The organism is Siccirubricoccus phaeus, assembly GCF_008360935.1.
Classification (GTDB): Bacteria; Pseudomonadota; Alphaproteobacteria; order Acetobacterales; family Acetobacteraceae; genus Siccirubricoccus; species Siccirubricoccus phaeus.
Genome location: NZ_SRXO01000007.1, coordinates 142958 through 167804, shown reverse-complemented (window position 1 = coordinate 167804; position 24847 = coordinate 142958). Strand labels below are relative to the sequence as shown.

At 72.5% G+C, this 24847-nt stretch carries 21 protein-coding genes; 10 read left to right on the top strand and 11 right to left on the bottom strand.

The features are described from left to right. Positions 1–5: 5 nt before the first annotated feature. From E5N76_RS12245 to E5N76_RS12235, 3 genes are all read right to left on the bottom strand, one after another. Entirely contained in the window at positions 6–428 is a 423-nt protein-coding gene (locus E5N76_RS12245; protein WP_149537584.1) for an ester cyclase, read from the bottom strand. Positions 429–645: 217 nt separating this feature from the next. Further along, positions 646–1611 (bottom strand): Bug family tripartite tricarboxylate transporter substrate binding protein, encoded by a 966-nt coding sequence (locus E5N76_RS12240; protein WP_187830130.1) that lies wholly within the window; start codon positions 1609–1611, stop codon positions 646–648. A gap of 25 nt (positions 1612–1636) precedes the next feature. After that, positions 1637–2398 (bottom strand): SDR family NAD(P)-dependent oxidoreductase, encoded by a 762-nt coding sequence (locus tag E5N76_RS12235; RefSeq protein WP_149537582.1) that lies wholly within the window; start codon positions 2396–2398, stop codon positions 1637–1639. Positions 2399–2543: 145 nt separating this feature from the next. Here E5N76_RS12235 and ggt point away from each other — a divergent pair, with 145 nt between their 5' ends. After that, on the top strand, positions 2544–4310 hold the full coding sequence (gene ggt / locus E5N76_RS12230) for a gamma-glutamyltransferase (protein ID WP_207791956.1): 1767 nt from the start codon (positions 2544–2546) through the stop codon (positions 4308–4310). A gap of 354 nt (positions 4311–4664) precedes the next feature. Beyond that, positions 4665–5129 carry a CreA family protein gene (locus E5N76_RS12225; protein WP_149537581.1) on the top strand — a complete coding sequence of 155 codons (465 nt, stop codon included), beginning with the start codon at positions 4665–4667 and terminating at the stop codon, positions 5127–5129. Here the strand turns inward: E5N76_RS12225 and E5N76_RS12220 are convergent. The 5 genes from E5N76_RS12220 to E5N76_RS12200 all read right to left on the bottom strand — a co-directional run bounded on the left by E5N76_RS12220 (position 5096) and on the right by E5N76_RS12200 (position 10544). Then, positions 5096–6187, bottom strand: a complete 1092-nt coding sequence (locus E5N76_RS12220) for an ABC transporter ATP-binding protein (RefSeq protein WP_207791955.1) — start codon at positions 6185–6187, stop codon at positions 5096–5098. The two genes, E5N76_RS12225 and E5N76_RS12220, sit on opposite strands and share 34 nt — an antisense overlap. Before the next feature lie 7 nt (positions 6188–6194). After that, positions 6195–7235 carry an ABC transporter ATP-binding protein gene (locus E5N76_RS12215; protein WP_149537579.1) on the bottom strand — a complete coding sequence of 347 codons (1041 nt, stop codon included), beginning with the start codon at positions 7233–7235 and terminating at the stop codon, positions 6195–6197. Beyond that, entirely contained in the window at positions 7235–8158 is a 924-nt protein-coding gene (locus E5N76_RS12210) for an ABC transporter permease (protein ID WP_149537578.1), read from the bottom strand. The genes E5N76_RS12215 and E5N76_RS12210 overlap by 1 nt, the downstream gene beginning before the upstream one ends. Positions 8159–8160: 2 nt before the next feature. Then, on the bottom strand, positions 8161–9141 hold the full coding sequence (locus tag E5N76_RS12205) for an ABC transporter permease (protein WP_149537577.1): 981 nt from the start codon (positions 9139–9141) through the stop codon (positions 8161–8163). A gap of 314 nt (positions 9142–9455) precedes the next feature. Further along, positions 9456–10544, bottom strand: coding sequence for an AI-2E family transporter (locus E5N76_RS12200; RefSeq protein ID WP_149537576.1), 1089 nt, complete (start codon positions 10542–10544; stop codon positions 9456–9458). A gap of 115 nt (positions 10545–10659) precedes the next feature. Here E5N76_RS12200 and otnI point away from each other — a divergent pair, with 115 nt between their 5' ends. The 3 genes from otnI (at position 10660) to E5N76_RS12185 (ending at position 13809) form a co-directional block, all read left to right on the top strand. After that, positions 10660–11436 (top strand): 2-oxo-tetronate isomerase, encoded by a 777-nt coding sequence (gene otnI / locus E5N76_RS12195; protein WP_149537575.1) that lies wholly within the window; start codon positions 10660–10662, stop codon positions 11434–11436. 248 nt (positions 11437–11684) lie between these two features. Beyond that, positions 11685–12569 carry a 2-hydroxy-3-oxopropionate reductase gene (locus E5N76_RS12190; protein WP_149537574.1) on the top strand — a complete coding sequence of 295 codons (885 nt, stop codon included), beginning with the start codon at positions 11685–11687 and terminating at the stop codon, positions 12567–12569. Positions 12570–12927: 358 nt separating this feature from the next. Next, entirely contained in the window at positions 12928–13809 is an 882-nt protein-coding gene (locus E5N76_RS12185) for a helix-turn-helix domain-containing protein (RefSeq protein ID WP_149537573.1), read from the top strand. Between the two features lie 182 nt (positions 13810–13991). On the opposite strand, the gene E5N76_RS12180 is transcribed toward E5N76_RS12185, so the two are convergent. Then, entirely contained in the window at positions 13992–16646 is a 2655-nt protein-coding gene (locus E5N76_RS12180) for a bifunctional acetate--CoA ligase family protein/GNAT family N-acetyltransferase (protein WP_235907674.1), read from the bottom strand. Between the two features lie 378 nt (positions 16647–17024). On the opposite strand from E5N76_RS12180, the gene E5N76_RS12175 reads away from it, so the two are divergent. The 3 genes from E5N76_RS12175 to E5N76_RS12165 are packed head-to-tail and all read left to right on the top strand — an operon-like array spanning position 17025 to position 19071. Continuing rightward, positions 17025–17987, top strand: a complete 963-nt coding sequence (locus E5N76_RS12175; protein ID WP_149537572.1) for an alpha/beta hydrolase — start codon at positions 17025–17027, stop codon at positions 17985–17987. Between the two features lie 60 nt (positions 17988–18047). After that, positions 18048–18512, top strand: a complete 465-nt coding sequence (gene parS, locus E5N76_RS12170; RefSeq protein ID WP_149537571.1) for a type II RES/Xre toxin-antitoxin system antitoxin — start codon at positions 18048–18050, stop codon at positions 18510–18512. Between the two features lie 52 nt (positions 18513–18564). Next, positions 18565–19071, top strand: coding sequence for an RES family NAD+ phosphorylase (locus tag E5N76_RS12165; RefSeq protein ID WP_149537570.1), 507 nt, complete (start codon positions 18565–18567; stop codon positions 19069–19071). 37 nt (positions 19072–19108) lie between these two features. Here the strand turns inward: E5N76_RS12165 and E5N76_RS12160 are convergent, their stop codons facing one another. After that, positions 19109–19579: a GNAT family N-acetyltransferase gene (locus E5N76_RS12160; RefSeq protein ID WP_149537569.1), complete on the bottom strand. Its 471-nt coding sequence runs from the start codon at positions 19577–19579 to the stop codon at positions 19109–19111. A gap of 513 nt (positions 19580–20092) precedes the next feature. On the opposite strand from E5N76_RS12160, the gene E5N76_RS12155 reads away from it, so the two are divergent. Further along, positions 20093–21100, top strand: a complete 1008-nt coding sequence (locus tag E5N76_RS12155; RefSeq protein ID WP_149537568.1) for a P1 family peptidase — start codon at positions 20093–20095, stop codon at positions 21098–21100. 107 nt (positions 21101–21207) lie between these two features. Here the strand turns inward: E5N76_RS12155 and E5N76_RS12150 are convergent, their stop codons facing one another. Further along, complete coding sequence (locus tag E5N76_RS12150) at positions 21208–22365, bottom strand: amidohydrolase (RefSeq protein WP_235907673.1); 1158 nt, start codon at positions 22363–22365, stop codon at positions 21208–21210. A 95-nt stretch (positions 22366–22460) separates the two neighbouring features. Between E5N76_RS12150 and E5N76_RS12145 the strand changes: the two genes are divergently transcribed. Then, the gene (locus tag E5N76_RS12145) at positions 22461–24326 is read left to right on the top strand and encodes an autotransporter assembly complex protein TamA (RefSeq protein WP_149537567.1); all 1866 of its coding nucleotides are present in this window, start codon (positions 22461–22463) and stop codon (positions 24324–24326) included. Positions 24327–24847: the final 521 nt, after the last annotated feature.

Sequence of the window (24847 nt, the reverse complement as noted above, 5' to 3'; positions counted from 1 at the left end):
CTGCCTCACCTCGCCGGCGGAGGGCTGGTCCAGCGCTCCTGCGCCACGGGGTCGCTCCATGCCGAGCCCAGCGGCTGAAGGATCACCCAGGTCTCCGCAAGCCTGCCATCCTCGATGCGGTAGGCCTGCAGGCCTGCGCGGCTGCGGGCCTCGCCAGTGCTCTGGTCGGTCCATGTCATCGTGAAGCGGTACCAGGCACGGCTTCCGTGCAAGGCGTGATCGTAGACCACGATGCGCACATCCGGCCGGTCCTGCCTGAGCCTGGCGAGTTCAGCGGCGTAGGCTTCGCGCGTGACGGTCCGGTCTCCGGCTTCATCGTGCCGGATATAGGTCGGCGCAACGCAATCGGGGACCAGATCGTATTGGCCCTCATGCCAGACCCGCTCCCACCGGTCGAACAGGTCGCGCAGGACAGACTCGTCGGACATCTCTGAACTCCATTTCGCCCAGGCCGAGCCTGCCGCCGCCGCGCGACCCGGTAAAGAACAAAATGTGTACAATGGCCGGCCGGCGGGCGAGCATCAGGCGCCGGGTCCCATCCGCTGGCGGGCTGACGAAGCCGGGGATTTCAGGCGCCTTTCGGTCCTTGGCGGCTGGGGCTGGGCGCCGCGCTGCGCCCAAGGCGGAGGGCAGCGCGCGCCCTCCTCAACCCACGCTGCCGGCCCGGCGCATCACCCCGCCCCATTTCTCGTATTCCTCGCGCAGGATGCGGGCATGCGCCGGCGCATCCGCCTGCACCTGGGCGTAGCCACGCCGCGTCAGCTCCGCCTTCAGCGGTTCCTCGCGCGCGGCCTGCAGGAAGGCGCCGCCGATCTTCTCCACCTGCTCCGGCGCCAGCCCTGCCGGCGCGTAGAAGCCCCAATGCGCCGCCACCACCACATTCGGCAGGCCGGATTCCCGGAAGGTGGGCAGTTCCGGCGCCAGAGCCTGGCGTTCCGCCCCGCTGGTCGCCAGCGCCCGGATGGTGCCCGCCTGCATCAACCCGAGGATGGCGTTCAGCGCGGAGAAATTCACGTCGAGATGCCCGGCGACCAGATCGTTCGCCGCCTGCCCCGCCCCGGAATAGGGCACGAAATTCATGCGGATGCCCGCCTGTTCCTGCAGCAGCAGCGCCGCCAGATGCGCCGTGCCGCCGATGCTGCCTGTCGCGTAGGTGATGCGCCCGGGTTCCGCCTTCGCCAGGGCGATGAATTCCGGCAGCGTCTTCGCCGGCAGGGAGGCCCGCACCACCAGCGTGGTCGGCGCCGAGGCGACGGAGGCCAGCGGCACCAGGTCGCGGAAGATGTCGAAGGGGAGCTGCTGATGCAGCGCCGGCAGCACCGGCAGGGTGGTGTCGCAGCAGAGCAGCGTGGTGCCGTCCGGCTGCGCCCGCGCCACGGCCTCCACGCCGACGATGGCGCTGGCGCTCGGCCGGTTCTCCACCGCCACCGGCACGCCGAGCAGTTCCGCGGCGCGCGGCGCCAGCAGCCGGGCCAGCACATCCGTATTGCCGCCGGCGGAGAAGGGGATGATCAGCCGGATCGGCCGCCGCGGCTGGGCATGCAGCGCCGGCGCTGCCATGGTGGCGCCGGCGGCGAGGAGGGCGCGGCGGGTGAGGATGGGTCTCGGCATGGGGGTACTCCTGCGCAGTGCGGCTTCAGGCCATGCCGCCATCGACCGGCAGCACGGCGCCGCTGACGAAGGCGGCAAGGTCGGAGGCGAGGAAGGCGACGGCATGGGCGATGTCCCGCGGCGTGCCGAGGCGGCGCAGCCCGACCCGGCCGAGCATCGCCTGCTGCCCGGCCTCGCCGTAGCGCGCCCATTGCGCCTCGCGCGCCGGGTTGGTCAGCACCAGCCCGGGGGCGACGTAATTCACCGTGATGCCGGAAGGGCCGAGATCGGCGGCCAATTGCCGCGTCAGCCCGGCCAGCCCGTGCTTCGCCGCGGTATAGGCCTGCACCCCGTTCAGCGAGGCGTGCGAGCCGGCGCGCGAGCCGATATTGACGATCCGCCCGCCGCCGGCGCGCCGCATGCCCGGCACCACGGCGCGGCACAGCACGAAGACGGTATCCAGGTTGATCTCGCGCACCGCATCCCATTCGGCGTCGGAGACCTCCGCGATGTCCTTCGGCACCTGGCCGAGCGAGCCGCCGGCATTGTTGACGAGGACCGCGATGGCGCCGCCTGAGGCCGCCTCCACCGCCGCAATCCAGCCGGCAGCAGCGGCGCGGTCGGTCAGCTCCACCACGCTCGCGCGGAGGCCCGGGCAGGCGGCGGCGAGGTCGGCAAGACCCGCCGCCGCGCGGTCCGCGGCATGCACCACGGCGCCCTGCGCCACCATCAGCTCCGCAATGGCGCGGCCGATGCCGCTGCCCGCGCCGGTGACCGCGACGACCCGTCCGCCGAGGCCAAGCTCCATGTCCTACCGCTCCCCGCCTCGCCGGAGGCTGCCCTGCCGCCGGGCCCTCCCGGCGCCGCATCCGGCGGCGGGATTGAGCGTCCCGAGGCAGCGCCTGACCAGCCCCGAAACTGCAACGGCGGCGCATTTCCTGGCGCCGCGGGACATGGCTTGCCCATCGGCTGGTCACGCCGCGGGGCAGGCCGCGCAAATATCCCGCAGCGGGGGTTTCGATACGCCGTGCCGCCGCGCGGCCGCGGCGCTGCTGCTGCTTCTCCTCCTGCTGCTCATCCCCGCCACGGCACGGGCGCAGCGGCAGATGGTCGCGGCCGCGCATCCGCTGGCGGCGGAAGCCGGCATGGCGATGCTGCGCGCCGGCGGCACCGCGATCGACGCCGCCATCGCCACCCAGGTCATGCTCGGCCTGGTGGAGCCGCAATCCTCCGGCCTCGGCGGCGGCGCCCTGGCGCTGTACTGGGATGCCGCCACGCGGCATCTGAGCGCCTGGGACGGGCGGGAGGTGGCGCCCGCCGCCGCGCCGCCCACGCTCTTCCTGAAGGATGGCCAGCCCATGGCCTTCCTCGCCGCGGCCATCGGCGGCCGCGCCGTCGGCGTGCCGGGCGCCATGCGCATGCTGGAGGCGCTGCACAAGGCGCAGGGCAGGCTGCCCTGGGCGGCGCTCTTCGCCCCCGCCATCGCGGCGGCGGAGAACGGCGTCCCCGTCACCCCGCGCCTCGCCGCGCTGATCGCCCAGGACGCCGCGCATCTGGCGCAGGACCGCGAGGCGCGTGCCCTGTTCCTGCCCGATGGCAAGCCGCTGCCCGCCGGCGCCACGCTGCGCAACCCGGCCTATGCCGCGACGCTGCGCGCCATCGCCGAGCAGGGGGCGGAGGCGCTGCATCGCGGCCCGATCGCCGCCGAGATCGCCGCCGCCATCCGCGCCCATGCCAATCCCGGGCTGATGACGACGGACGACCTGGCCGGCTATGCGCCGAAGCAGCGGGAGGCGCTGTGCGGCCCCTATCGCGGCGTGACGGTCTGCGGCTTCCCGCCGCCTTCCTCCGGCGGCGCCACGGTGCTGCAGATCCTCGGCATCCTGGCGCATCAGAGCCTGGCGGGGCTGGATCCGCGCGGGCTGGACGCGGCGCATCTGCTGGGCGAGGCGGGGCGCATCGCCTTCGCCGACCGCAACCGCTATCTGGCGGATGCGGACCAGGTGCCGGTGCCGCTGCGCGGGCTGCTGGACCCCACCTACCTGCTGCTCCGCGCCCAGCTGCTGGACCGCGACCACGCCCTGGCGGCGCCGCGGGCCGGCAACCCGCCCTGGCAGGACGGCGCCGCTTTGGCCAGCCAGCCGCCGCAGCCGGAGGGCGGCACCAGCCATGTCTCCATCGTCGATGCCGAGGGCAATGCGCTGGCGATGACCAGCACCATCGAGGACCTCTTCGGCGCCCGGCTGATGGTGCGCGGCTTCTTCCTCAACAATGAGCTGACCGATTTCTCCTTCCTGCCGGAGATCGAGGGGCGGCCGGTGGCGAACAGGGTGGGCCCGGGCAAGCGGCCGCGCTCCTCCATGTCCCCCACCATCGTCTTCGGCGCGGATGGGCTGCCGATGCTGCTGCTCGGCTCGGCCGGCGGCTCGCGCATCATCGGCCATGTGGCGCAGACGCTGGTGGCGCTGCTGGATTGGGGGCTGGAGCCGCAGGCGGCGGTCTCGCTGCCGCGGATCGGGGCGCTGAATGCGGGGCTGGAGCTGGAGGCCGGGACTGGCGCGGCGGCGCTGGCGCCGGGGCTGGAGGCGCGGGGCTTTCCGGTTGAGCTGCGGACCATGACCTCCGGGCTGCATGTCATCCGCATCCTGCGCGGGGCCGAGGGCGTCAGGCTGCAGGGTGGGGCCGATCCGCGGCGCGAGGGCGTCGCGCTGGGGGATTGAAGCAGGGCGTCGCGCCGCTAGAGCGGTTTCACGCTGACTGTGCAGCGCGAAGCCGCTCTAGCTTATGGATTGTAGAGCAGATTCACGCCTCCGGGCGATGCCGCCCTCCGGCGATCTGCTCTAGGCGCGTCTTGCGGCGCGACCCTTCCTCTCACCTTGGACGCAGTGCGTCCAACCCCGCCAAGCGCCGAGGCCCTTCGAGGCTGCGAGTTGAACCCGCAAGGCTCGAACTGATGGTTTCCGAAGGCCCTTCGGCCTTTGGCGATGCCCGGGAGGGGCGGCGCCCCTCTCGGCCCCCCTTGCAACCCGCACCGCCTGGCCGCGTGATGCCCCCACCATCCCGGAGGCCCGCCAATGCGCCTGCTGCCCCTTGCCACCCTGCTCCTCCTTGCCCTCCCCGCCGCGGCGCAGGAGACGAAGGAAATCGGCCATGTGAACACCGCGCTCACCAATCTCGGCCTGACCCGCAGCCACCGCGTGGTGATCGAGCGCTTCGACGACCCGGAGGTGCAGGGCGTCTCCTGCTACATTTCCCAGGCGCGCACCGGCGGCCTCTCCGGCATGGTCGGCATCGCCGAGGACCCGGCCCGCTTCTCCCTCTCCTGCACCGCCACCGGCCCGGTGCGGGTGACGGAGGGCGCCCGGCGCGGCGAACGCGGCGAGCGGGTCTATGAAAGCGACACCAGCCTCTTCTTCAAGGAAACCCGCGTCCATCGCTTCCTCGACGAGGAGCGCAACGTGATCATCTACATGGCCTGGTCCACCAAGCTGGTGGATGGCTCGCCCTACAACGCCGTCTCGGTGGTGCCGATCCGCTGAGCCGTGCCGGCCGGCGTGGGCGGCGGGTCCCGCCCCTCCTCCACCGCATGGCAGGCGGCGATGGTGCCGGCCTGGCCCTTCAGCGGCAGCAGCTTCGGCATCTCCGCCTTGCAGCGCGCATCCGCCAGCGGGCAGCGCGGATGGAAGGGGCAGCCGGAGGGCGGGCTGATCGGGCTCGGCACCTCGCCGCCCACCGGGATGCGCTGCCGCCCGGTCATCTCGAGGTCCGGGATCGCCTCCATCAGCGCCCGCGTATAGGGGTGGCGCGGCGCGGTGAAGAGCGTCTCCGCCTCCGCCAGCTCCACCAGCCTTCCGAGATACATCACCCCGATGCGGTCGCTGACCTGCCGCACCACGGCGAGGTTGTGGCTGATGAAGAGATAGGTGAGGCCGAGCCGCGCCTGGAGGTCCTTCATCAGGTTCAGGATCTGCGCCTGCACGGAGACGTCGAGCGCCGAGGTCGGCTCGTCGCAGACCAGGAATTCCGGGTTGGAGGACAGCGCCCGGGCGATGGAGATGCGCTGCCGCTGGCCGCCGCTGAACTCATGCGGGTATTTCTCGCCATCCAGCGGCGAGAGCCCTACCTGGGTCAGCAGCTCCGCCACCCTGGCGCGCTGCGCCGCCTGATCGGGGATCAGGCCGAAGGCGCGGATCGGCTCCGCTACGATGTCCCGCACCCGCCAGCGCGGGTTCAGCGAGGCGTAGGGGTCCTGGAAGATCATCTGCATGCGCCGGCGCTGCGCCGCGGCGGCGCGGGCCTGGTGCAAATCCTGGCCGTCGAACAGCACGCGCCCGCGGGTCGGCGGGTAGAGGCCGACGACCAGCCGCGCCACGGTGGATTTGCCGCAGCCGCTTTCACCCACGAGCGACAGGGTGGTGCCCTTCGGGATCTCGAAGGAGACGCCATCCACGGCGCGCAGGATGCGCTTGCCCTCCCCGGCCAGTAGCCGCTGCAGCAGGGGGCGGGAGACGTCGAAATGGCGGGCCAGCTCATCGGCCACCAGCATGGCGGTCGCGCCGGGGGCATGTGGCAGGGCCGTGCCGGGGGCACGAGGCATCGGCTCCTCAGCCATGGCGCAGCGCCTCCGGCGCCTGCTTGGCGGAGGCCGGGTCGTAGAGCCAGCAGGCGGCACGCGTCGCCGTGGTCTCCAGCAGCTCCGGCCGCTCCACCCGGCAGCGGTCGAACACATGCGGGCAGCGCGGGTTGAAGGCGCAGCCCGGCGGGATGGCGGAGAGCCGCGGCATCGCCCCCTCGATCTGCGCCAGATGGTCCACCTTGCGGTCGAGCGGCGGGATGGAGGCCATCAGCCCCTCGGAATAGGGGTGGCGCGGTGCCTTTACCACGCTCCGCACCGGGCCGATTTCCGCGATGCGCCCGGCATACATCACCGCCACCCTGTCCGCCGTCTCGGCGATCACGCCCATATCGTGGGTGACGAGCATCATCGCCATCCCCTTCTCCCGCGCCAGGGTCTTCAGCAGGGCGATGATCTGGGCCTGGATGGAGACGTCGAGCGCCGTGGTCGGCTCATCCGCCACCACCATGCGCGGCTCGGCGCAGAGGGCCAGGGCGATGACGACGCGCTGGCGCATGCCGCCGCTGAACTCATGCGGGTAGCTGTCCACCCGCTGCGCGGCGGCCGGAATGCCCACCATCTCCAGCCAGCCGATGGCGCGCTTCCGGGCCTCGGCGGCGCCGATCGGCAGGTGCGTCAGCATCGTCTCCACGAGCTGGTCGCCGACGGTGTAGAGCGGGTTCAGCGTGGTCAGCGGGTCCTGGAAGATCGCGCCGATCTCCTTGCCGCGGATCTTCCGCATCGCCTCATAGCGGAGATTGTCGATGCGCCGCCCGTGCAGCAGGATCTGCCCGCCGGCGATGCGCCCGGGCGGCTCCAGCAGCCCGATGATCGCGGCGCCGGTCATGGATTTGCCGGCGCCGCTCTCGCCCACCACGCCCAGCACCTCCCCCGGCATGATGCTGAAGGAAACGCCGTCCAGCGCCCGCAAGGTGCCGCGGCGCGTGGGGAACTCCACCCGCAGATCGCGGACTTCGAGGATGGGGGCCCCGTCGCGCTCGCGCGATGGGGAAGGGAGGATCGGCTGCATCAGCGGAGCTTCGGGTTCAGGGCATCGCGCAACCAGTCGCCCAGCAGGTTGACGGACAGTACCATCGCGATCAGCGCCACACCGGGGAAGATCGTGATCCACCACTCGCCGCTGAACAGGAAATCATTGCCGATGCGGATGAGGGTGCCGAGGGAAGGCTCGGTCGGCGGCACGCCAACGCCAAGGAAGCTCAGCGTCGCCTCGGAGATGATGGCGTTGCCGAGATTCAGCGTGGCGATCACCAGCACCGGCCCCAGCACGTTGGGCAGCACATGGGTGAGCATGATGTGCAGCCGGGAAAGCCCGATGACCCGCGCCGCCAGGACATATTCCTTGTTCCGCTCCACCAGGGTGGAGGAGCGGACGGTGCGGGCGAATTGCGGCCAGGCGCTGATGCCGATGGCGAAGATGACGACGAAGAGGGCGATCTGGTCATGCACCTCCCGCGGCAGCACGGCGCGCACCACGCCATCCACCAGCAGGGCGATGAGGATGGAGGGGAAGGTGAGCTGGATATCGGCGATGCGCATCAGCAGCCCATCCACCGTGCCGCCGAGATAGCCGGCCACCAGCCCCAGGCCGACACCCAGCAGGGTGGAGAAGATCACCGAGCAGATGCCGACCAGCAGCGAAATGCGCGCGCCATACATGATGGCGGAGAGCACGTCCCGCCCCTGATCATCCGTGCCGAGCGGGTAGGTGCCGTCGCCCTCCGCCATCCAGGCGGGCGGCTTGAAGGCGTCGATCAGGTTCAGGCTGGCGAGGTCGAAGGGGTCGTGCGGCGCCAGCCAGGGCGCCAGCCCCGCCCCCACCAGGCAGACCAGCCCCACCAGGGCGGAGAGCACCGTCACCGGGGAGCGGCGGAAGGAGTAGAACAGGTCGCTGTCCAGCAGCCTGGCCAAGGGGGCGATGAGCGCCGCCATGCTCAGTGCCCCTGCCCGCGGCCGATGCGCAACCGCGGATCCACCGCGTAGTAGAGCAGGTCGACAGCCAGGTTGATGGTGACGAAGACCAGGGCGATGAGCATCAGATAGGCCGCCATTACCGGGATGTCGGCGGCGCTGACGCTCTGGATGAAGAGCAGCCCCATCCCCGGCCATTGGAACACCGTCTCCGTCACGATGGCGAAGGCGATGATGCCGCCGAGCTGCAGCCCGGCGATGGTGATGACCGGCACCAGCGTGTTCTTCAGCGCATGGCCGAAATTCACCGCGCGGTTCGAAAGCCCCCGGGCGCGGGCGAATTTGATATAGTCCGTGCGCAGCACCTCGAGCATCTCCGCCCGCACCAGCCGCATGATCAGCGTCAACTGGAACAGGCCGAGGGTGATGGAAGGCAGCACCAGCGCCTTCAGCCCCGACCAGGTAAGGAAGCCGGTGGACCACCAGCCGAGCTGCACGACATCGCCGCGCCCGAAGGAGGGCAGCCAGCCGAGCCAGACGGAAAACACCAGGATCAGCAGGATGCCGATGAGGAAGGGCGGCAGGGAGACGCCCACCAGGCTGAAGGTCAGCAGCGCCCGGCTGAGCCAGGAATTGCGGTACAGCCCGGTATAGACGCCCATCGCCACGCCCACCACCAGCGCGATGCCGGCGGCGCAGAAGGCCAGCTCCAGCGTCGCCGGCGCACGCTCGCCGATCAGCTCCGCAACCGGGCGGGAGAGGCGGTAGGAGAGGCCGAATTCGCCCTGCACGGCATTGCCGATGAACTTCGCGAATTGCACGAAGAAGGGCTGGTCCAGCCCCAGGCCGGCGATCAGCGCCTGGCGCTGCGCCTCGGTAAAGTCCTGGCCGAGCATGATGGAGACCGGGTCGCCGACATAGGCGAACATGGCGAAGCTGATGAAGGCCACCACCAGCATCACCGGAATGGCCTGCAGGATGCGGGAGAGGATGAAGGCGAACACTTAATTCGGCCCCTGGCGCATCGTCGCCCCGCCAACCCCGCGCGCAGGGGCGCCCCCCATCCCGACCCTTGCCCGCAGGCGGCCGAGGGAGAGGGCCGCGCCGCGCGGCGGCGTGGAAGGGCGGGGGCGGGCCGGAGCCATCCGCATCACCGGCGCCTCGCCCGGCGGCAACCGGCCTCGCCGCCCGCCGCCCTGCCGATCGCGCGCGGCTCCGCTGCCACCACGGCCGCCAGCCCGGCGGTCGCCCGCATCCATCGCAGCATCTTCCTCGTCCCCCGGCGCCCGGTGTTCCGGTGCAGCCTCAAGGGCCAAGGCTATACGGCGCCCCCCGGCGGGGCGGAAGGCCTGTCCGACGTGGCTTCCCCGTCATCTGCCCAATCTTTCAGCAGGCTATACCCCACCGCGAGCAGGACCGGCCCAAGAAACAGGCCGAGGAAGCCGAAGGCCAGCACCCCGCCCAGCGCCCCCAGCAGAGTCAGCAGCAGCGGCAGGTCTGCGCCGCGGGAGATCAGCCATGGCCGGATGACATTGTCCGCGCTGCTGATGCCGAAGGCGCCGTAGAGGCCGAGGAAGATCGCCCAGGCGGTGTTTCCCTGGCTGAACAGCCAGAGCGTCGCCGGCACCCAGACCAGCGGCGCGCCGACCGGCAGGATGGACACCACCCCGGCGATGACGCCCAGCAGCACCGGCCGCGGCACGCCGGAAATCCACAAGCCGAAGGTGGTCATCAGCCCCTGCACCAGCGCGGTGCCGAGCAGGCCGTACACCACGCCGCGCGTCACATCGCCGGTCAGCACCATCAGCCGCCGGGTGCGGTCGCCCGCCAGGCGGTGCAACGCCGCCTCGCTGCGCCGGGCGATGGCCGGCCCGTCGCGGTAGAGGAAGAAGGCGAGGAAGATCGCCACCAGCACCTCGGCGAGGCCGGAAAGCACGGCGAGCAGCACGGAGAGCAGCGTCTGCGCCAGCGTGCCGGCATAGGGGGAGAGCAGTTCGGTCAGGGCCGAGAAGCCGAAATCGATGCGGCCCACATATTCCGCCACATAGGGCCCGACCACCGGCAGCCGGCCCAGCCACGCGCCGAAATCCGGCATGCCCTGGGTGAGGAATTGCTCCACCGCTCCGCGCAGCCCCTCGATATCCTCCCGCTTCGTCGGGGTGGCGAAGACCAGCGGCAGGCCAATGAGGAGGAATTCCGCCGTCACCATCGCCGCCGCTGCGGCGCTGGCGGAAAGCCGGAACCGCTCCCGCAGGAAGCGGAAGGCGGGCCAGGTGGAGAAGACCAGGATCGCCGCCCAGAGCAGGGAGGAGAGGAAGGGCCGCAGCACCATCAGGCAGGCGATGGCCAGCGCCAGCAGGGCGATCAGCCCCAGGATGCGGGCCGGGTTCAGGCTGTCTGACGGCATCGGGGGGCTTTCCGTTCCGGGGCTGCGGGGGCAAGGGGGGGTGCGGCGCGGCAGTAGCCAGCGGCGCGGCCGGCTTGTAGCGTCCCGGCGCCGACTCCAGGGAGGTCACCGCATCATGCCGCGCTTCGCCGCCAACCTGTCCATGATGTTCACCGAGGTTCCCTTCCTGGATCGCTTCGCCCGCGCCGCCAAGGCCGGCTTCCAGGCGGTGGAATTCCTCTTTCCCTATGAATTCCCCGCCGCCGAGATCGCCGCGCGGCTGCAGGATAACGGCCTGGCCCAGGTGTTGTTCAACGCGCCCCCGGGCGATTGGGCGGCGGGGGAGCGCGGCCAGGCCGCCCTGCCCGGCCGCCACGCGGAGTTCCGCGAGGAGGTGAAGCGGGCGCTGGACTACGCCGCCGCCCTCTCCTGCCCTCGGCTGCATGTCATGGCCGGCCTCGCCCCCGCCGGCGTGCCGCGCGACACGCTGCTGGCGACCTATGCGGCGAACCTCGCCTGGGCGGCGGAGGAATGCGGCAAGGCCGGCGTGAAGCCGGTGATCGAGCCGATCAACCACCGCGACATCCCCGGCTTCTTCCTGAACACGACCGACGAGGGCGCGGCGATCATCGAGGCCATCGGGCCGGAGCGGATCGGGCTGCAATTCGACCTCTACCACTGCCAGATCACCGAAGGCGACATCGTGAAGCGGGTGGAGAAGCACCTGCCGCTCATCGCCCATATGCAGGTGGCGGACAATCCCGGGCGGAACGAGCCCGGCACCGGCGAGGTGAATTGGCCTTTCGTCTTCCGGAAGATCGACGAGCTCGGCTTCCGCGGCTGGATCGGCTGCGAATACCGCCCGGCGGCGGAGACCGAGGCCGGGCTCGGCTGGTTCCAGCAATACAAATGAGGCGCCTGCGGCGCGCCCGGCCGATTCAGCCCTCCGCGCCATACGGCGCTCCGGCCATCGGATGGGTAGCATGATGCGCCTGCGGCGCGCCCGGCCGATTCAGCCCTCCGCGCCGTGCGGCGCTCCGGCCATCGGACGGGTAGCATGATGCGCCTGCGGCGCGCCCGGCCGATTCAGCCCTCCGCGCCATGCGGCGCTCCGGCCATCGGACGGGCCGCACTCCACTGAGCCACTGGAAGGACATCCCCATGAAGATCGGATTCATCGGCCTCGGCATCATGGGCAAGCCGATGGCGGGCCATCTGAAGGCCGCCGGGCACGACATCATCGTGCCGGAGCGGAAGAGCCTGGATGCCGACTCCCGCGCCGCCTACCAGGTGGTGCCAGATGCGAAATCGGTCGCCGCCGCCGCCGAGGTGATCATCCTGATGGTCCCCGACACCCCGGATGTGGAAGCCGTGCTGTTCGGCCCGGCCGGCGTGGCGGAAGGGCTCGCCAAGGGCAAGCTCGTCATCGACATGTCCTCGATCAGCCCGACCGCGACCAAGAGCTTCGCCGAGAAGATCAACGCCCGGGGCTGCGACTACCTCGATGCCCCCGTCTCCGGCGGCGAGGTCGGCGCCAAGCAGGCCAGCCTGACCATCATGGTCGGCGGCCCGGAGGCCGCCTTCGAGCGGGCGAAGCCGCTCTTCGAGAAGATGGGCAAGAACATCACCCTGGTCGGCACCGCCAATGGCGCCGGCCAGACCTGCAAGGTGGCCAACCAGATCATCGTGGCGCTCACCATCGAGGCGGTGGGCGAGGCGCTGGTCTTCGCCGCCAAGGCCGGTGCCGACCCGGCCAAGGTGCGCCAGGCGCTGATGGGCGGCCTCGCCACCTCCCGCATCCTGGAGCTGCATGGCGAGCGGATGATCAAGCGCACCTTCAACCCCGGCTTCCGCATCGTGCTGCACCAGAAGGACCTCAACCTGGCCCTGCAATCGGCGAAGGAGCTGGGGGTGGCGCTGCCCAACACCGCCTCCACCCAGCAGCTCTTCTCCGCCTCCATCGCCCAGGGCAATGGCGGGCTGGACCATTCCGGCCTGGTGAAGGCGCTGGAGATCCTCGCCGCCCATCCGGTGGCGGAGGGCTGAGCCGCCGGCGCGGCCCGGCCGGGCGGGGGGCGCCAACCTCCCGCCCTGTCCCCCCGACATGCGCGGCCGCCTGCCGCTGGCCGGGGACGGGCGGCGGAAGAGCGCGACCGCCGCCCCGGCGCAGGCGCCGCCATGGCCGGCGGCGCTGCCCATAGGCGGAGCAGGCCCATTGGGCGGCAAAGTTTGCGAAACATTCCGGCCCTTCTGCACTCGTTTGTCTTTTTTTTACGTTGGGATAGGGAATATCTCCGGTTGCGCTTGCTATCGGGGGCTACAGGCGGCACATAGGAACCGCGTACCGAGCGTGAGATTCCATCTCAAAAACGGGGCGCCGCGTCGGGGTTGGCCGGAGGGGATCATGCGGTTCGTCGATATCGGGCAACAGCTTCGCGCCTACCGGCTGGAATCCGGCCTGCGGGCCGAGGAAATCGCCGCCCGCCTCGGCGTCTCCCGCGCCGCCCTCTACCGCTACGAAAAGGGCGAGGTCATCAAGCTGGACACGATCCGGCGCCTGGCCGAGCTGCTGAAGATCTCGCCCCTGTCGCTGCTCGGCATCGGCGTCGAATATTTCTCCCGCCCGGTCGCCTTCCTGGAACGGGTCCGTCAGGTCGAGGAGCAGGCCGACCAGATCCTCTTCGTCGGCGGCGCCCTCTGCTACCAGACCGCGACCGATGCCTTCGACGGCGCGGTGACCGAGGCCTGGACCGAAGCCGCCGATGCCGCCACCGACCGGGCCCAGGCGCGCGCCCTGACCGAGCAGGCGCTCGGCCTGCTGGCGGCGCGGCGCAAGCAGCACCAGCAGCGCCGGCCGACCATCATCGGCATCCTCTCCGAGGCCGCGATGGCCCGCATGCTGCAGGACGGCATCGCCCCCGGCCTCAACCTGCCGCCACGCACCCGCGCCCGCTGCCGCGCCGCGGCGATCGCCGAGGCGGAAAGCATCGCCAACCTGATGGAATCGGTGCCGATCGGCGTCCAGCTCGGCCTGTCCACCGGGCCCGACCTGGCAGCGGGCTTCGCCGTGATGCGCGGGCGGGAAAGGGCGCATGTGGTGGGCAGCCCCTTCGCCCCGGATACCGCCCCGGGCACCGGCCTCGGCGTCGCCATGATCACCGCGGCGGATGAGGCGATCGCGGTGCACCAGCGGGTGGCGGAAGCCGCTTGGCGCGACGCGCTGAAGGGCGCCGCGGCGGCGGCGCGGGTGCGGGACTTGGTCAGGACGGCGCCGACGGCGGAGTAGCCGGGGCGCTGCCCCGGACCCCGGCAGAGGGCTCTGCCCTCTGCACTCCCGCCGGGGAGGGGACCCCTCCCCGGACCCCGGTGTGAGTTTTGGACCCGACATTTGAGCCTGCCGACTCACGGGCCGGCTTCGGGGGAAGCTTCCCCCCGGTGGGAGCGCGGGGCATGGGGGCGAAGCCCCCATCACCTCGCTTCCGGCAATTCCAGTACCGCCTCGTACACCTCCTCCTCCTCGGGCGAGCGCCGCAGGGTGAAGCCCAGGCTGCGCATGAAGGCCAGCATCGGCGCATTGTCCGCCAGCACATGGCCGAGCACCCGCCCCACCCCCGCGGCGCGGCCCCAGTCGATGATCCGCTGCATCAGGTGCCGGCCCAGCCCCTGACTCTTCATCTCCGGCAGCACCACCACGGCGAATTCCGCCGTCGGCGAATTCGGCTCCCGGATCAGCCGGGCGACGCCGAGGATCTCCTCCGGCGCCTCCGGCGGGCGGCGGATGGCGACGAAGGCCATCTCCCGGTCGTAGTCGATCTGCGTCAGCCGCGCCGCCAGCGCCGGCGACATCTCCTTCAGCGGCGAGAAGAACCGCCAGCGCACATCCTCGGCCGAGAGGCGGCGGAAGGCCTCGCCATGCGCCGCCGCATCCTCCGGCCGGATCGGCCGCACCAGCAGCTCCGCCCCGCCCCTGGCGCGGAACCGCCCGGCCAGCTCCGCCGGGTAGGGGGCGATGGCCAGCTCCCCCCGCTCCCCCGCCGGGCGCAGCACCAGATAGGCATCGGCCGCCAGTACCCCCTCCGCATCGGCGAAGAGCGGGTTGACCGAGAGGGTCGCGATCTCGGGGAAATCCACCGCGAGCTGGGAGAGGCGCACCAGCGCCTCCGCCACCGCCTCCGGATTGGCCGGCGGCCAGTCCCGGAACCCGGCCAGAAGCTGCGCCGCGCGGGACCGGCTGATGAGCTGCCTTGCGAGCGCCAGGTTCAGCGGCGGCAGGTCGAAGGCCTCGTCGCCCAGCAGGTCGGCGGTGGTACCGCCCTGGCCGAAGCCGATCCAGGGGCCGAACATCTTGTCCTCGCCCAGCCGCAGCCGCAGCTCCAGCGCCCGCCCGGCCTGGCGCTGCACGAGGAAGCCGGCGATGTGTGCCTCCGGCCGCCGCTCCGCCACCCGCTTCAGCATGGCCTCCGCCGCCTGCCGCACCGCCGCCGCCGAGGTCAGGCCGAGCCGCACCCCGCCCACCTCGCTCTTATGCGGCAGATCGGCGCTCAGCAGCTTCAGCACGGCGGGGAAGCCGAGCAGGGCAGCGGCATCCGCCGCTTCCTTCGGCCCGGCGGCGCGGCGGCCCGGAATGGTGGGCAGCCCGTAGGCGGCCAGCACGCCGAGCGATTCCTCCTCGGTCAGCGCCAGCCGACCCGCGGCGCGCACCGCGGCGAAGAGGCGGCGCACCGCCGCCTGGTCCGGTGCCAATTCCAGCACGGCGCGGGGCGGCAGCTCCGCCGCGGCGGCACGGTTGCGGTGGTCCTCCGCCAGGTGCAGGGCACCGCGCACCGCGGCTTCCGGCGAGGTGAAGACCGCCAGCCCGGCGGCGGTCAGGGCCTGGCGCTGCGGCCCGGCCGTCGCCTGCCCCAGCCAGCCAAGCAGCAGCGGCGCCGCCCTTCCGCCCCCGGCCTTGGCCGCCGCGGCCAGTGCCTCCGCCGCCACCTCCCCGGGCCCGGGGCCGGGGGCGTGCAGCGCCACCACCGCATCCACCTCCGGCAGGGCGGCGAGCATGGCGCTGGCCTCGGCGAGGTGCGGCCCGGCGGCGGGGCCCAGCACCAGCGGGTTGTCCGGCTCCGCCCCGCCCGGCAGCAGCGCCGCCAGGGCCGCCCGGGCGGCAGGGGAGAATTCGGCCAGCCGGCCACCGCCCGCGATCAGCGCATCCGCCGCCAATTGGCCGATGCCGCGGCCATTGCTGACGATCGCCACCCGGTCCCCGCGCACTGCGCCGGGCCGGGGGCGGAGGCGCGCCAGGGTCTCGGTGGCGGCGAGCAGATCCTCCAGCCCCTCCACCCGCAGCACGCCGGCGCGGCGCAGCGCGGCGGCCATCACCTGGTCCCCCACCCCCTCCCGGTCCGCGGCGCGGCCGCCGGCGCGGATGGCGACGACGGGGCGGGTGCGGGTGGTGGCGCGGGCGGCGGAGATGAAGGCGCGGCGGTTGCGGATGCGGCGGAGGTCGAGCAGCACGGCGCCGGTCCCCGGGTCCCGTGCCAGCCAGTCCAGCGCCGCGGCGAAGCCCAGCGTGGCATTGCCACCGATGCCGATGACATGGCTGAAGCCGAGGCCCTCCGCCGCCGCCCAGTCCAGCACCGCCCGGGCCAGGGCGGCGGATTGGGTGACCAGCGCCAGCTTCCCCGGCAAGGGCGGCAGGTGGGACAGTGTGGCGTTCAGCCCGATGGCCGGCACCGCCAGGCCGAAACTGCCCTGCCCCAGGGCCCGCACCCCGGTGCGGGCGGAGATGGCGCCGAGGCCGGGCACGGCGCCGGGGATGATGGCGGCGAAGCAGCCGCACCCGGCCAGAGCGCGCATCGCGGGCTCGATCTCGGCCGGGGGCAGGCAGAGCACGGCGAGGTCCGGAGCGGCAGGCAGGGCAGCGAGGGACTCGGCCGGCGCCAGGCCCGGCTGGGCAATGCCGATGGCGTGAAGCTGGCCCTTGAAGCCGCCGCCAGCGAGGTTGGCCGCCAGCACCGGCGCCTCGGGCACGCCAGGGGCCGCCCACAGCACCAGGCTGCGGGGGCGGTACAGCGCGGCGGCCCGCCAGGCGGCGGTGCCGCGAATGGGCTGCTTGGCCATCATGGCGCGGCGCACCATGGCCAAGTGGTGTGACAGTCGCAACCTCGGGGTGCGCATGGGAGCGTTGGCGGCAGTGCCGCCACCCATGGCAGGGGGCTCTGCCCCCTGCACCCCCGCCGGGGCCAGGACCTGGCCCCGGACCCCGGTCTGAATTTTGGACCCGACGGTTGAGCCAGCCGACTCAGGGCGAGGTCCGGGGGACGCCTTCCCCCCCGGCGGGGTGCTCTGCCCAGGGCTTGGGGGCGAAGCCCCCGTTCCGAGCAAATTGGCCCTGTGGCCTTGCTTCTGAGTTCGCGCGCAGGAAGCGGAGCCCTGGCCAGGGCATGGAGGCGGAGCCCCCTTGCGGGGCCGGGCAATGGCGTCTCCACTCGCGGCGGGTTTCAGGGAGGTTGAGAGATGGCCGATCCACGCCTCGATCCGGACATGGCGCGCTTCACCGCGATGATGGATGCACGCGCGGCGGCCCAGCCGCCGATCCGGCTCATCCGCCCGGATCAGGGCCCCTTCGACATCCCGCGCGCCCTGAACGATGCCCTGAACCTCGGCCTCGCCGAGGGCGGGCCGGACCTCGCCCTCAGCGAGGATCGCTGGCTGCTGCGCCGCGGCCGGCGCATCCAGTACCGCGTGCACCTGCCCCACGGCCCCGGGCCGCACCCGGTGCTGGTCTATCTGCATGGCGGCGGCTGGGTCTGGGGCAGCATCGACACCCATGACCGGCTGATGCGGGAATACGCCGCCGCCGCCCATTGCGCCGTGGTCGGGCCGGATTACGCGCTGAGCCCCGAGGCCAGCTTCCCCACCGCCCTCGAGGAATGCGCCGCCGTGCTGCGCTTCGTCGCCGAGGAGGGGCCGAGCTGGGGCCTCGACCCGGCGCGCATCGTGCTGGGCGGCGACAGCGCCGGCGCCAACCTCGCCGCCGGCCTCGCCCTCTATCTGCGGGAGGCCGGGGAGACGATCCCGCTGCGCGGCCTGCTGCTGAATTACGGCGTCTTCGACAGCCGCTTCGACACGCCGAGCTACCGCGAATTCGCCACCGGCTACGGCCTCTCCGAAGAGCGGATGCGCTTCTACTGGAGCGTCTATGCGCCGCGCCCGGTGGACCGCCTCTCCCCCTTCACCGCGCCGCTGCGCGCCGATCTGCGCGGCCTGCCGCCCTGCCTGCTGCACATCGCGGAGCTGGACGTGCTGGCGAGCGAGAATTTCGCCATGGCGGCGAAGCTGCGCGAGGCCGGAATCGAGGTGGAGAGCGAGCTCTTCCCCGGCACGCTGCACGGCTTCCTCCGCGCCGTCGGGCATGTGCCGAAGGCGGATGCGGCGGTGGCGAAGGCCGCGGCCTGGCTGCAGGCGCGATTCGCCTGAGGCTTGAACCCGCCCGCGACAAGTGTCATCTATCCAGCGTCACCTGTCGGAGCTCTCGCCATGTCCGCCGCCCTTGCCGATACGCCCGCCCTGAGCCAGGCCGCGGCGCTGCTCGGCGGCCGCCGGGCGCTGCGGCGGGAGCTGGACAGTCGCCTCGCCGCGCATGATCTGCTGCGGGACGGGCTGCCGGGCCATGCGCTGGAACACCTCGTCAGCCATGTCGCGCTGCTGGCGGGGGAGGGGCTGGAAGCGGCGCTCGGCATCAGCCTGCGCACCTATCAGCGGCGGCGGGAGGAGCCGGCGCGCCGGCTGAGCCCGGAGCAGAGCGGCCGCATCTGGACCTTCGCCGAGCTGCTGGCCCGCGCCACCACCCTGCTCGGCAGCCAGCAGGCGGCGGAGGCCTGGTTCCTGACCCCCGCTTTGGCCCTGGAGGGGCGCCGGCCGCTCGACCTGCTTTCCACCCCGGCGGGGGTGGAGGCGCTGGCGGAACACCTCACCCGGCTGGAATTCGGCGTCTATACGTGACGCCGCATGGATGACCGCGCCGGCATGACCCCGCCGGCATGACCCCGCCGGCATGACCCCGCTGCCGCCGCCGCTCGGCGATGGCGCGCTGGTGTTCTGGCGGCTGGATCAGGCGGGCTTCGCCCCGGCCTGGGACAGCGGCGAGGGCAGCTACCGGGTCGGCGGCCGCTGGAATTCCCGCGGCCTGCGCGCCGTCTATGCCGCGCTGGACCCGGCGACGGCCATCCTGGAAGTCGCGGTCCATAAGGGCTTCCCCGCGCTGGACCTGGTGCCGCACATGCTGACCCGGGCGCGCATCCTGGCGCCCGACAAGGTGCGGGTGCTGTGGCCGGAGGAGGTGCCGAACCCGCATTGGCTGCATCCCGGCGCGGTCGGGGCCGGGCAGCAGCGCTTCGGCGACGCGCTGCTGCGCGAGCACCCCTTCCTGCTGGTACTCAGCACCGTCTCCGCCGCGAGTTGGAACCTGGTCTTCGACCCGGCCCGGGCGGCCGGGCTTTACGGGGAGGTGGCACAGACCCATTTCGCCCTGGACCCGCGCCTGCATCCGCCTGGAGCGTGATCGCCCGACAGCACGGCGCGGCGAGGACGCCTTCCGCTCAGCGCGCCATGAAGCGGGCGCCGGCGCCATAGCTGGCCAGGGCGGCGGGATCGGCGCAGGGATGGTCGTGGAAGCCCTGGCGCTGCCAATAGGGCACCGCCTCCGCCACCGCGACCAGCGTCACCAGCGGCCGGCCGGCCGCCAGCGCCGCCAGCGCCGCCGCGGCATGGCCGGCGCCGCGCGCCGCCGGCAGCAGCGCCACGTCATGGACATGGAAGGCCCCCGGCCGCTCCGGCAGGGTGCCGAGCCGCACCCCCAGCGCCGGCGGCGCCAAGCCGCTCCAGCCATGGCCGATGGCATAGCCGAGCAGCCCCCCCTCCCCCGCCAGCACCAGACAGCCGCCGGGGGCCAGGGCCAGGCGTTCGGCGAAGATGTCGGGCGGTTCCGGATGCTCGGGGTGCAGCGCCTCGGCCAGGGCGCAGACCGCCGGCAGATCCGCTTCCCGCATCGGCCGCCAGCTCAGCGCCATTCCATCCTCCCTGCTGCCATATCCTGGCCGGACTCGTCCCAGGCATCCGCCCCGAACAGCGCGGCGCCTGGCCCGCTAAGGCGGTCGCCGCGCCACCGCCGGCCATACCATTCCCGCGCCCTCCGCCTCCGGCGCCCCCTACCCGGCCCTGGAAGCCACCGCCGCACCCGACCGACCATACACGCGTCGCATGCCATCGATCCTGATGGCACCCCAGCCCTGGAAGCCACCGCCGCGCCCGACCGACCATACACGCGTCGCATGCCATCGATCCTGATGGCACCCCAGCCCTGGAAGCCACCGCCGCGCCCGACCGACCATACGCGCGTCGCATACCATCGATCCCGATGGCACCCCGGCCCTGGAAGCCACCCCCGCGCCCGACCGACCATGCACGCCTCCCATGCCATCCACCCCGAACGGCGTGTCCTGCCCGGCCCGGCGGCCATGCCCGCCTGTTCCGGCGCCGCGCCCGGATAGCGCCCGACGCCCGGCCATGCGACCCTCCCCGCCATGTCCCTCCGCCCCGGCCCCCGCAACCGCATCACCGACGTCGCCGGCATCCTGGTCGGCAATGCCGAGGATCCCCGCGCCCGCACCGGCACCACCGTCATCTACCCGGTGGCGCGCTGCGCCGCCGCTGCCGATATCCGCGGCGGCGCCCCCGGCACGCTGAACATCCACACCCTGGACCCCACCAGCCTCAGCAATGAGGTGGATGCCGTCGTCCTCTCCGGCGGCTCCATGTACGGGCATGACGCGGCCGGGGCGGTGGTCGCCGCGCTGGGCGCAAGCGGCCGGGGCATTCAGTTCGGCGGCGCCGTGGTGCCGGTGGTGCCGGGGGCGATCCTCTTCGACCTCGCCAATGGCGGCGACAAATCCTGGGGCGAGACCCCGCCCTATGCCGCGCTCGGCCGCGCCGCCCTGGCAGCGGTGGGGGAGGATTTCGCCCTGGGCAATGCCGGCGCCGGCCTCGGCGCCCGGGCCGGGGCGCTGAAGGGCGGCCTCGGCAGCGCGAGCTGCGTGACGGCGGATGGGCTGACCATCGGCGCCCTGGTCGCCGTCAACAGTTTTGGGAGTGTGGTGATGCCCGGCACGGACCGGTTCTGGGCCTGGCCGCTGGAGATGGGCGCGGAATTCGGCGGCCTCGGCCCCCCGCCCCCCGGCTGGCAAAGCGAGGCGGAAATGCCCCTGCCGCCCGGCGCCGCCCTGAACCCCATGGCCAACACCACCCTGGCCGCGGTGGCGGTGGATGCGGCGCTGGACAAGGCGGCGGCGCAGCGCCTGGCGATCATGGCGCAGGACGGGCTGGCGCGGGCCATCCGCCCCATCCACACCCCCTTCGACGGCGACAGCGTCTTCGTCCTGGCAACGGGGAAAGTGCCGCTCACCGGCCCCGCCATGCTCGCCCGCCTCGGCCATCTGGCGGCGGATACCCTGGCCCGGGCGGTGGCACGCGGCGTCCATGCGGCGGAAAGCCTCGGCGACCGCCCCGGCTGGCGGGAGAAATTCGGCCGCTGACCGCGCCGGCGTTCTCGTACCGACGGCGCTGATGGCCGAGCCCTGCAAGGCGCCCTCCGATGCTGCCAGCATGGATTCATGCCGGTCAACGAATTGGCCTGCCGGTCTCAGCCCCCGGCCAGCGCCCGTTTCGCCACCTCCGCCAGGTAGCCGCTGGCCACCGGCAGCACCGCATCGTTGAAATCGTAATTCGGGTTGTGCAGCTCCCGCCCGCCCTCGCCCGGGCCGTTGCCGATCCAGACGAAGGCCCCCGGCACCTCCTTGAGGAACCAGGAGAAATCCTCCCCTGTCATGGCGGGCGGCAAATCCCGCCGCAGCGTGGTCACCGCCCCCGCCGCCTGCGCCGCCAGCTCCCGCTCCGCCTGGTGGTTCGCCGTCACCGGCACGCCGACCCGGAAGCTCACATTCGCCTCCAGCCCGAAGGCCGCGGCGATGCCGCCGGCGATCCGCCGCATCCCGGCCTCGATCGCCGCGCCGTTCGGCTCGCTCAGCCAGCGCGCCGTGCCGCGCAGCTCCGCCCGGTGGGCCACCTGGTTCTGCGCCTCCCCGGCCTCCGCCATGGTCACGCTGACGACGCCGGCCTGCAGCGGGTCCAGGTTCCGCGCCACGATGGATTGCAGCGCCACGATGCAATGCCCGACGCCCAGCATCGGGTCGCGCGTCAGATGCGGCAGGGCGGCGTGGCCGGCATGGCCCTCGAAGGCGATCTCGAAGCGGGCGCCGGCCGCCATCACGGCACTGTCATGCACCGCGATGGTTCCGGCCTCGAGCCCCGGCCAATTATGCCAGCCGAAGATCCGCTCCATCGGGAATCGCTCGAACAGCCCGTCGGCGATCATCGCCTTCGCCCCGCCGCCGCCCTCCTCCGCCGGCTGGAAGACAAGCTGCACCGTGCCGGACCAATCGGGGTCCTGGACCAGGAGTGAGGCGGCGCCGAGCAGCGCCGTGGTATGCCCGTCATGCCCGCAGGCATGCATCACCCCCGGCACCGTGGAACGGTGCGGCAGCAGCGGGTTCAGCTCCTGGATCGGCAGCGCATCCATATCTGCCCGCAAACCGACACTCCGGTTACCCCCCCGCCGGATGGTACCAACGAGGCCATGCCCGCCGATTCCCTCCGCCACCTCCACCCCCATCTCCCGCAGCCGGGCCGCCACGAAGGCGGCGGTCGGGCCCTCCTGCAGGGTCAGTCCGGGATGGGCGTGCAGGTGGCGACGCCAGGCGGTGAGGGTCTCGGCAAGGGCAGTGTGCATTGCGAACATCATAGAGGAAGGCTGATGCCTGGACTAGCAAGGCCGATGCCAGGGCGTACCAGCTACCACCCCCGGAAGCGGGAGCGCCGTTCGGCGTCCCCGCAGCGGTGACCCGCCTCCTTCGCCTGCTGGCCGCGCTCCTGCCGCTCCTCCCCCTGCTCGCCCTGGCGCAGGAAACGCCGCCGGACCCGGAAAACCGCCCCTATACGGTGGAGATCGTGCCGACCGGCGATGCCGGGCTGGATGCCGCCCTCGGCACCGCCTCGGACCTCGCCCGGCTGCGGGAGACGGCGCCGACCACTCCCGGCGGGCTGATCGGCCGGGCGGAGGGCGACCTGGACCGGCTGCGCCGCGCCCTGCAATCGGAAGGCTTCTGGGGCGGGGCGGTGGAGATCACCCTGGCCGGCGAGCCGCTCGGCGCCCCCGGCCTGCTGGAAAGGCTGGAAGCCCTGCCGGAGGTGCCGGTGCGCATCACCGCGACGCCGCGGGACCGCTACCGCCTCGCCCATCTCACGGTCCAGTCCAGCGACCCGGCCGGGGCCGAGGCGGTGGCCGCCGCCGCCGCCACCCCCTTCGGCCTGGCGGTGGGCGACCCGGCCCGGGCCGCCCCCATCCTCGATGCCGAATCCACCCTGCTGGGCCGGCTGCGCGATTCCGGCCACCCGCTGGCCAGCCTCGCCCCGCGGGAGGCGCTGGTGGACCATGACCGCCAGGGGATGGATCTGACGCTCCGCTTCACCCCCGGCCCGGCCGCCACCTTCGGCGTGCCGCAGGTGACCGGGGCGGAGACGATGGACCCCGCCTTCCTCGACCGCCGCGTCGCGACCCTGACCGGCCAGCGCTACAGCCCGGCGCGGATGGAGACGGCGCGGCGGGACCTGATGGGCCTCGGCGTCTTCTCCGCCGTGCGGGCGGAGCCGGGCGAGGCCCTGGCCCCGGACGGCACCCTGCCCATCACCTTCGCCGTCACCGAAAGGGCCCGCCACGCCATCGGCTTCGGCGCCGCCTATGAGACCAATTACGGCCCCACCGCCCGGGTCTATTGGGAGCACCGCAACCTCTTCGGCGGCGCCGAGCGGCTGCGGCTGGAGGCCGAGGTGGCACGGCTGGGGCAGGAGGGCGGGCTGGACCGCTCCACCTACCGGATCAGCGCCGCCTATCGCGACCCGGCCATGCTCAGCGCCTGGCTCGGCCCGGATTGGAGCCTGCTCGGCAATGCCGCCATGCTGCGGGAAAGGCTGGAGGCCTATGACCGGGACGCCATCACCGCCTCGGTGCTGGCGGAGAAGAAGATCAGCGAAAGGCTCAGCGCCAATTTCGGCCCCGTGCTGGATTTCGGCAGCATCGGCCCGCCGGATGGCGAGCTGACGCCCTACCAGATCGCCGGCATCCAATTCGGCGCCCGCTATGACGGCACCGACAACCTGCTGGATCCGTCCCGCGGCTGGCGGGTGAACGGCACCCTGACGCCGTCCTGGAGCTTCCGCGATTCCGCCGCCTTCGCACCGCTGAAGGTGGTGGCGAGCACCTATCTGGACGTGTCGGGGGACAAGCGCTCCATCATCGCGCTGCGCGGCGCCATCGGCTCCCTGATGGGGGCGCGGCAGGGCGAGGTGCCACGGCACCAGCGCTACTATGCCGGCGGCGGCGGCTCGGTGCGCGGCTTCGACTACCAGTCGATCGGCCCGCGCGACGAGCGGGACAAGCCTTCCGGCGGCGGCTCCCTGCTGGAGGCGAGCATCGAGCTGCGGCAGCGGATCTGGGGCGATATCGGCGGCGTTGCCTTCGTGGATGCCGGCACGGTGGGCGACACCTCCGCGCCGGACTTTTCCTCGTTGCGCGTCGGCGCGGGGCTGGGCCTGCGGTACTACACGCCCATCGGGCCGATCCGGGCGGATTTCGCGCTGCCGGTCATCCGGCAGCCGGGCTCTTCGGGCTATGGCATCTATGTCGGCATCGGGCAGGCGTTTTGATGATCCCCATGAAGCTGCTGCGCAGCTTCATGGCGGCCCCGGGTTTCGCCCCGACGAAGCCGCTGCGCGGCTTCGGGGGGCCCATGGAGTCGCTGTGACGGCTGGGGCTTCGGCACAGCCTGCCGCGGCGAAGCCGCGGCAGGACAACAGGCAGCGCGGGCTGGGCAGTGCGCCACTGTCTCGACATGAGCCGCAGCTAGTCTGACGGCCGCCGTCACGTGGCGAGGCAACGTCAACGGCGCCCCGGGTCGCATCGACGGCCGGGGCTTCGGCACAGCCTGCCGCGGCGAAGCCGCGGCAGGACAACAGGCGGCGCGGGCTGGGCAATGCGCCACCGTCTTGACACGAGCCGCAGGTAGTCTGATGGCGCCGTGACGTGGCGAGGCAGCGTCACGGGCACCCCGTGCCGCATCGGCGGCCGGGGGCTTGGCACAGCCTGCCGCGGCAAAGCCGCAGCAGGACAGCGGGCGGCGCGGGCTGGCGGTGCGCGACCGTCCTGGCGTAAGCCGCGGGCGTTTTGA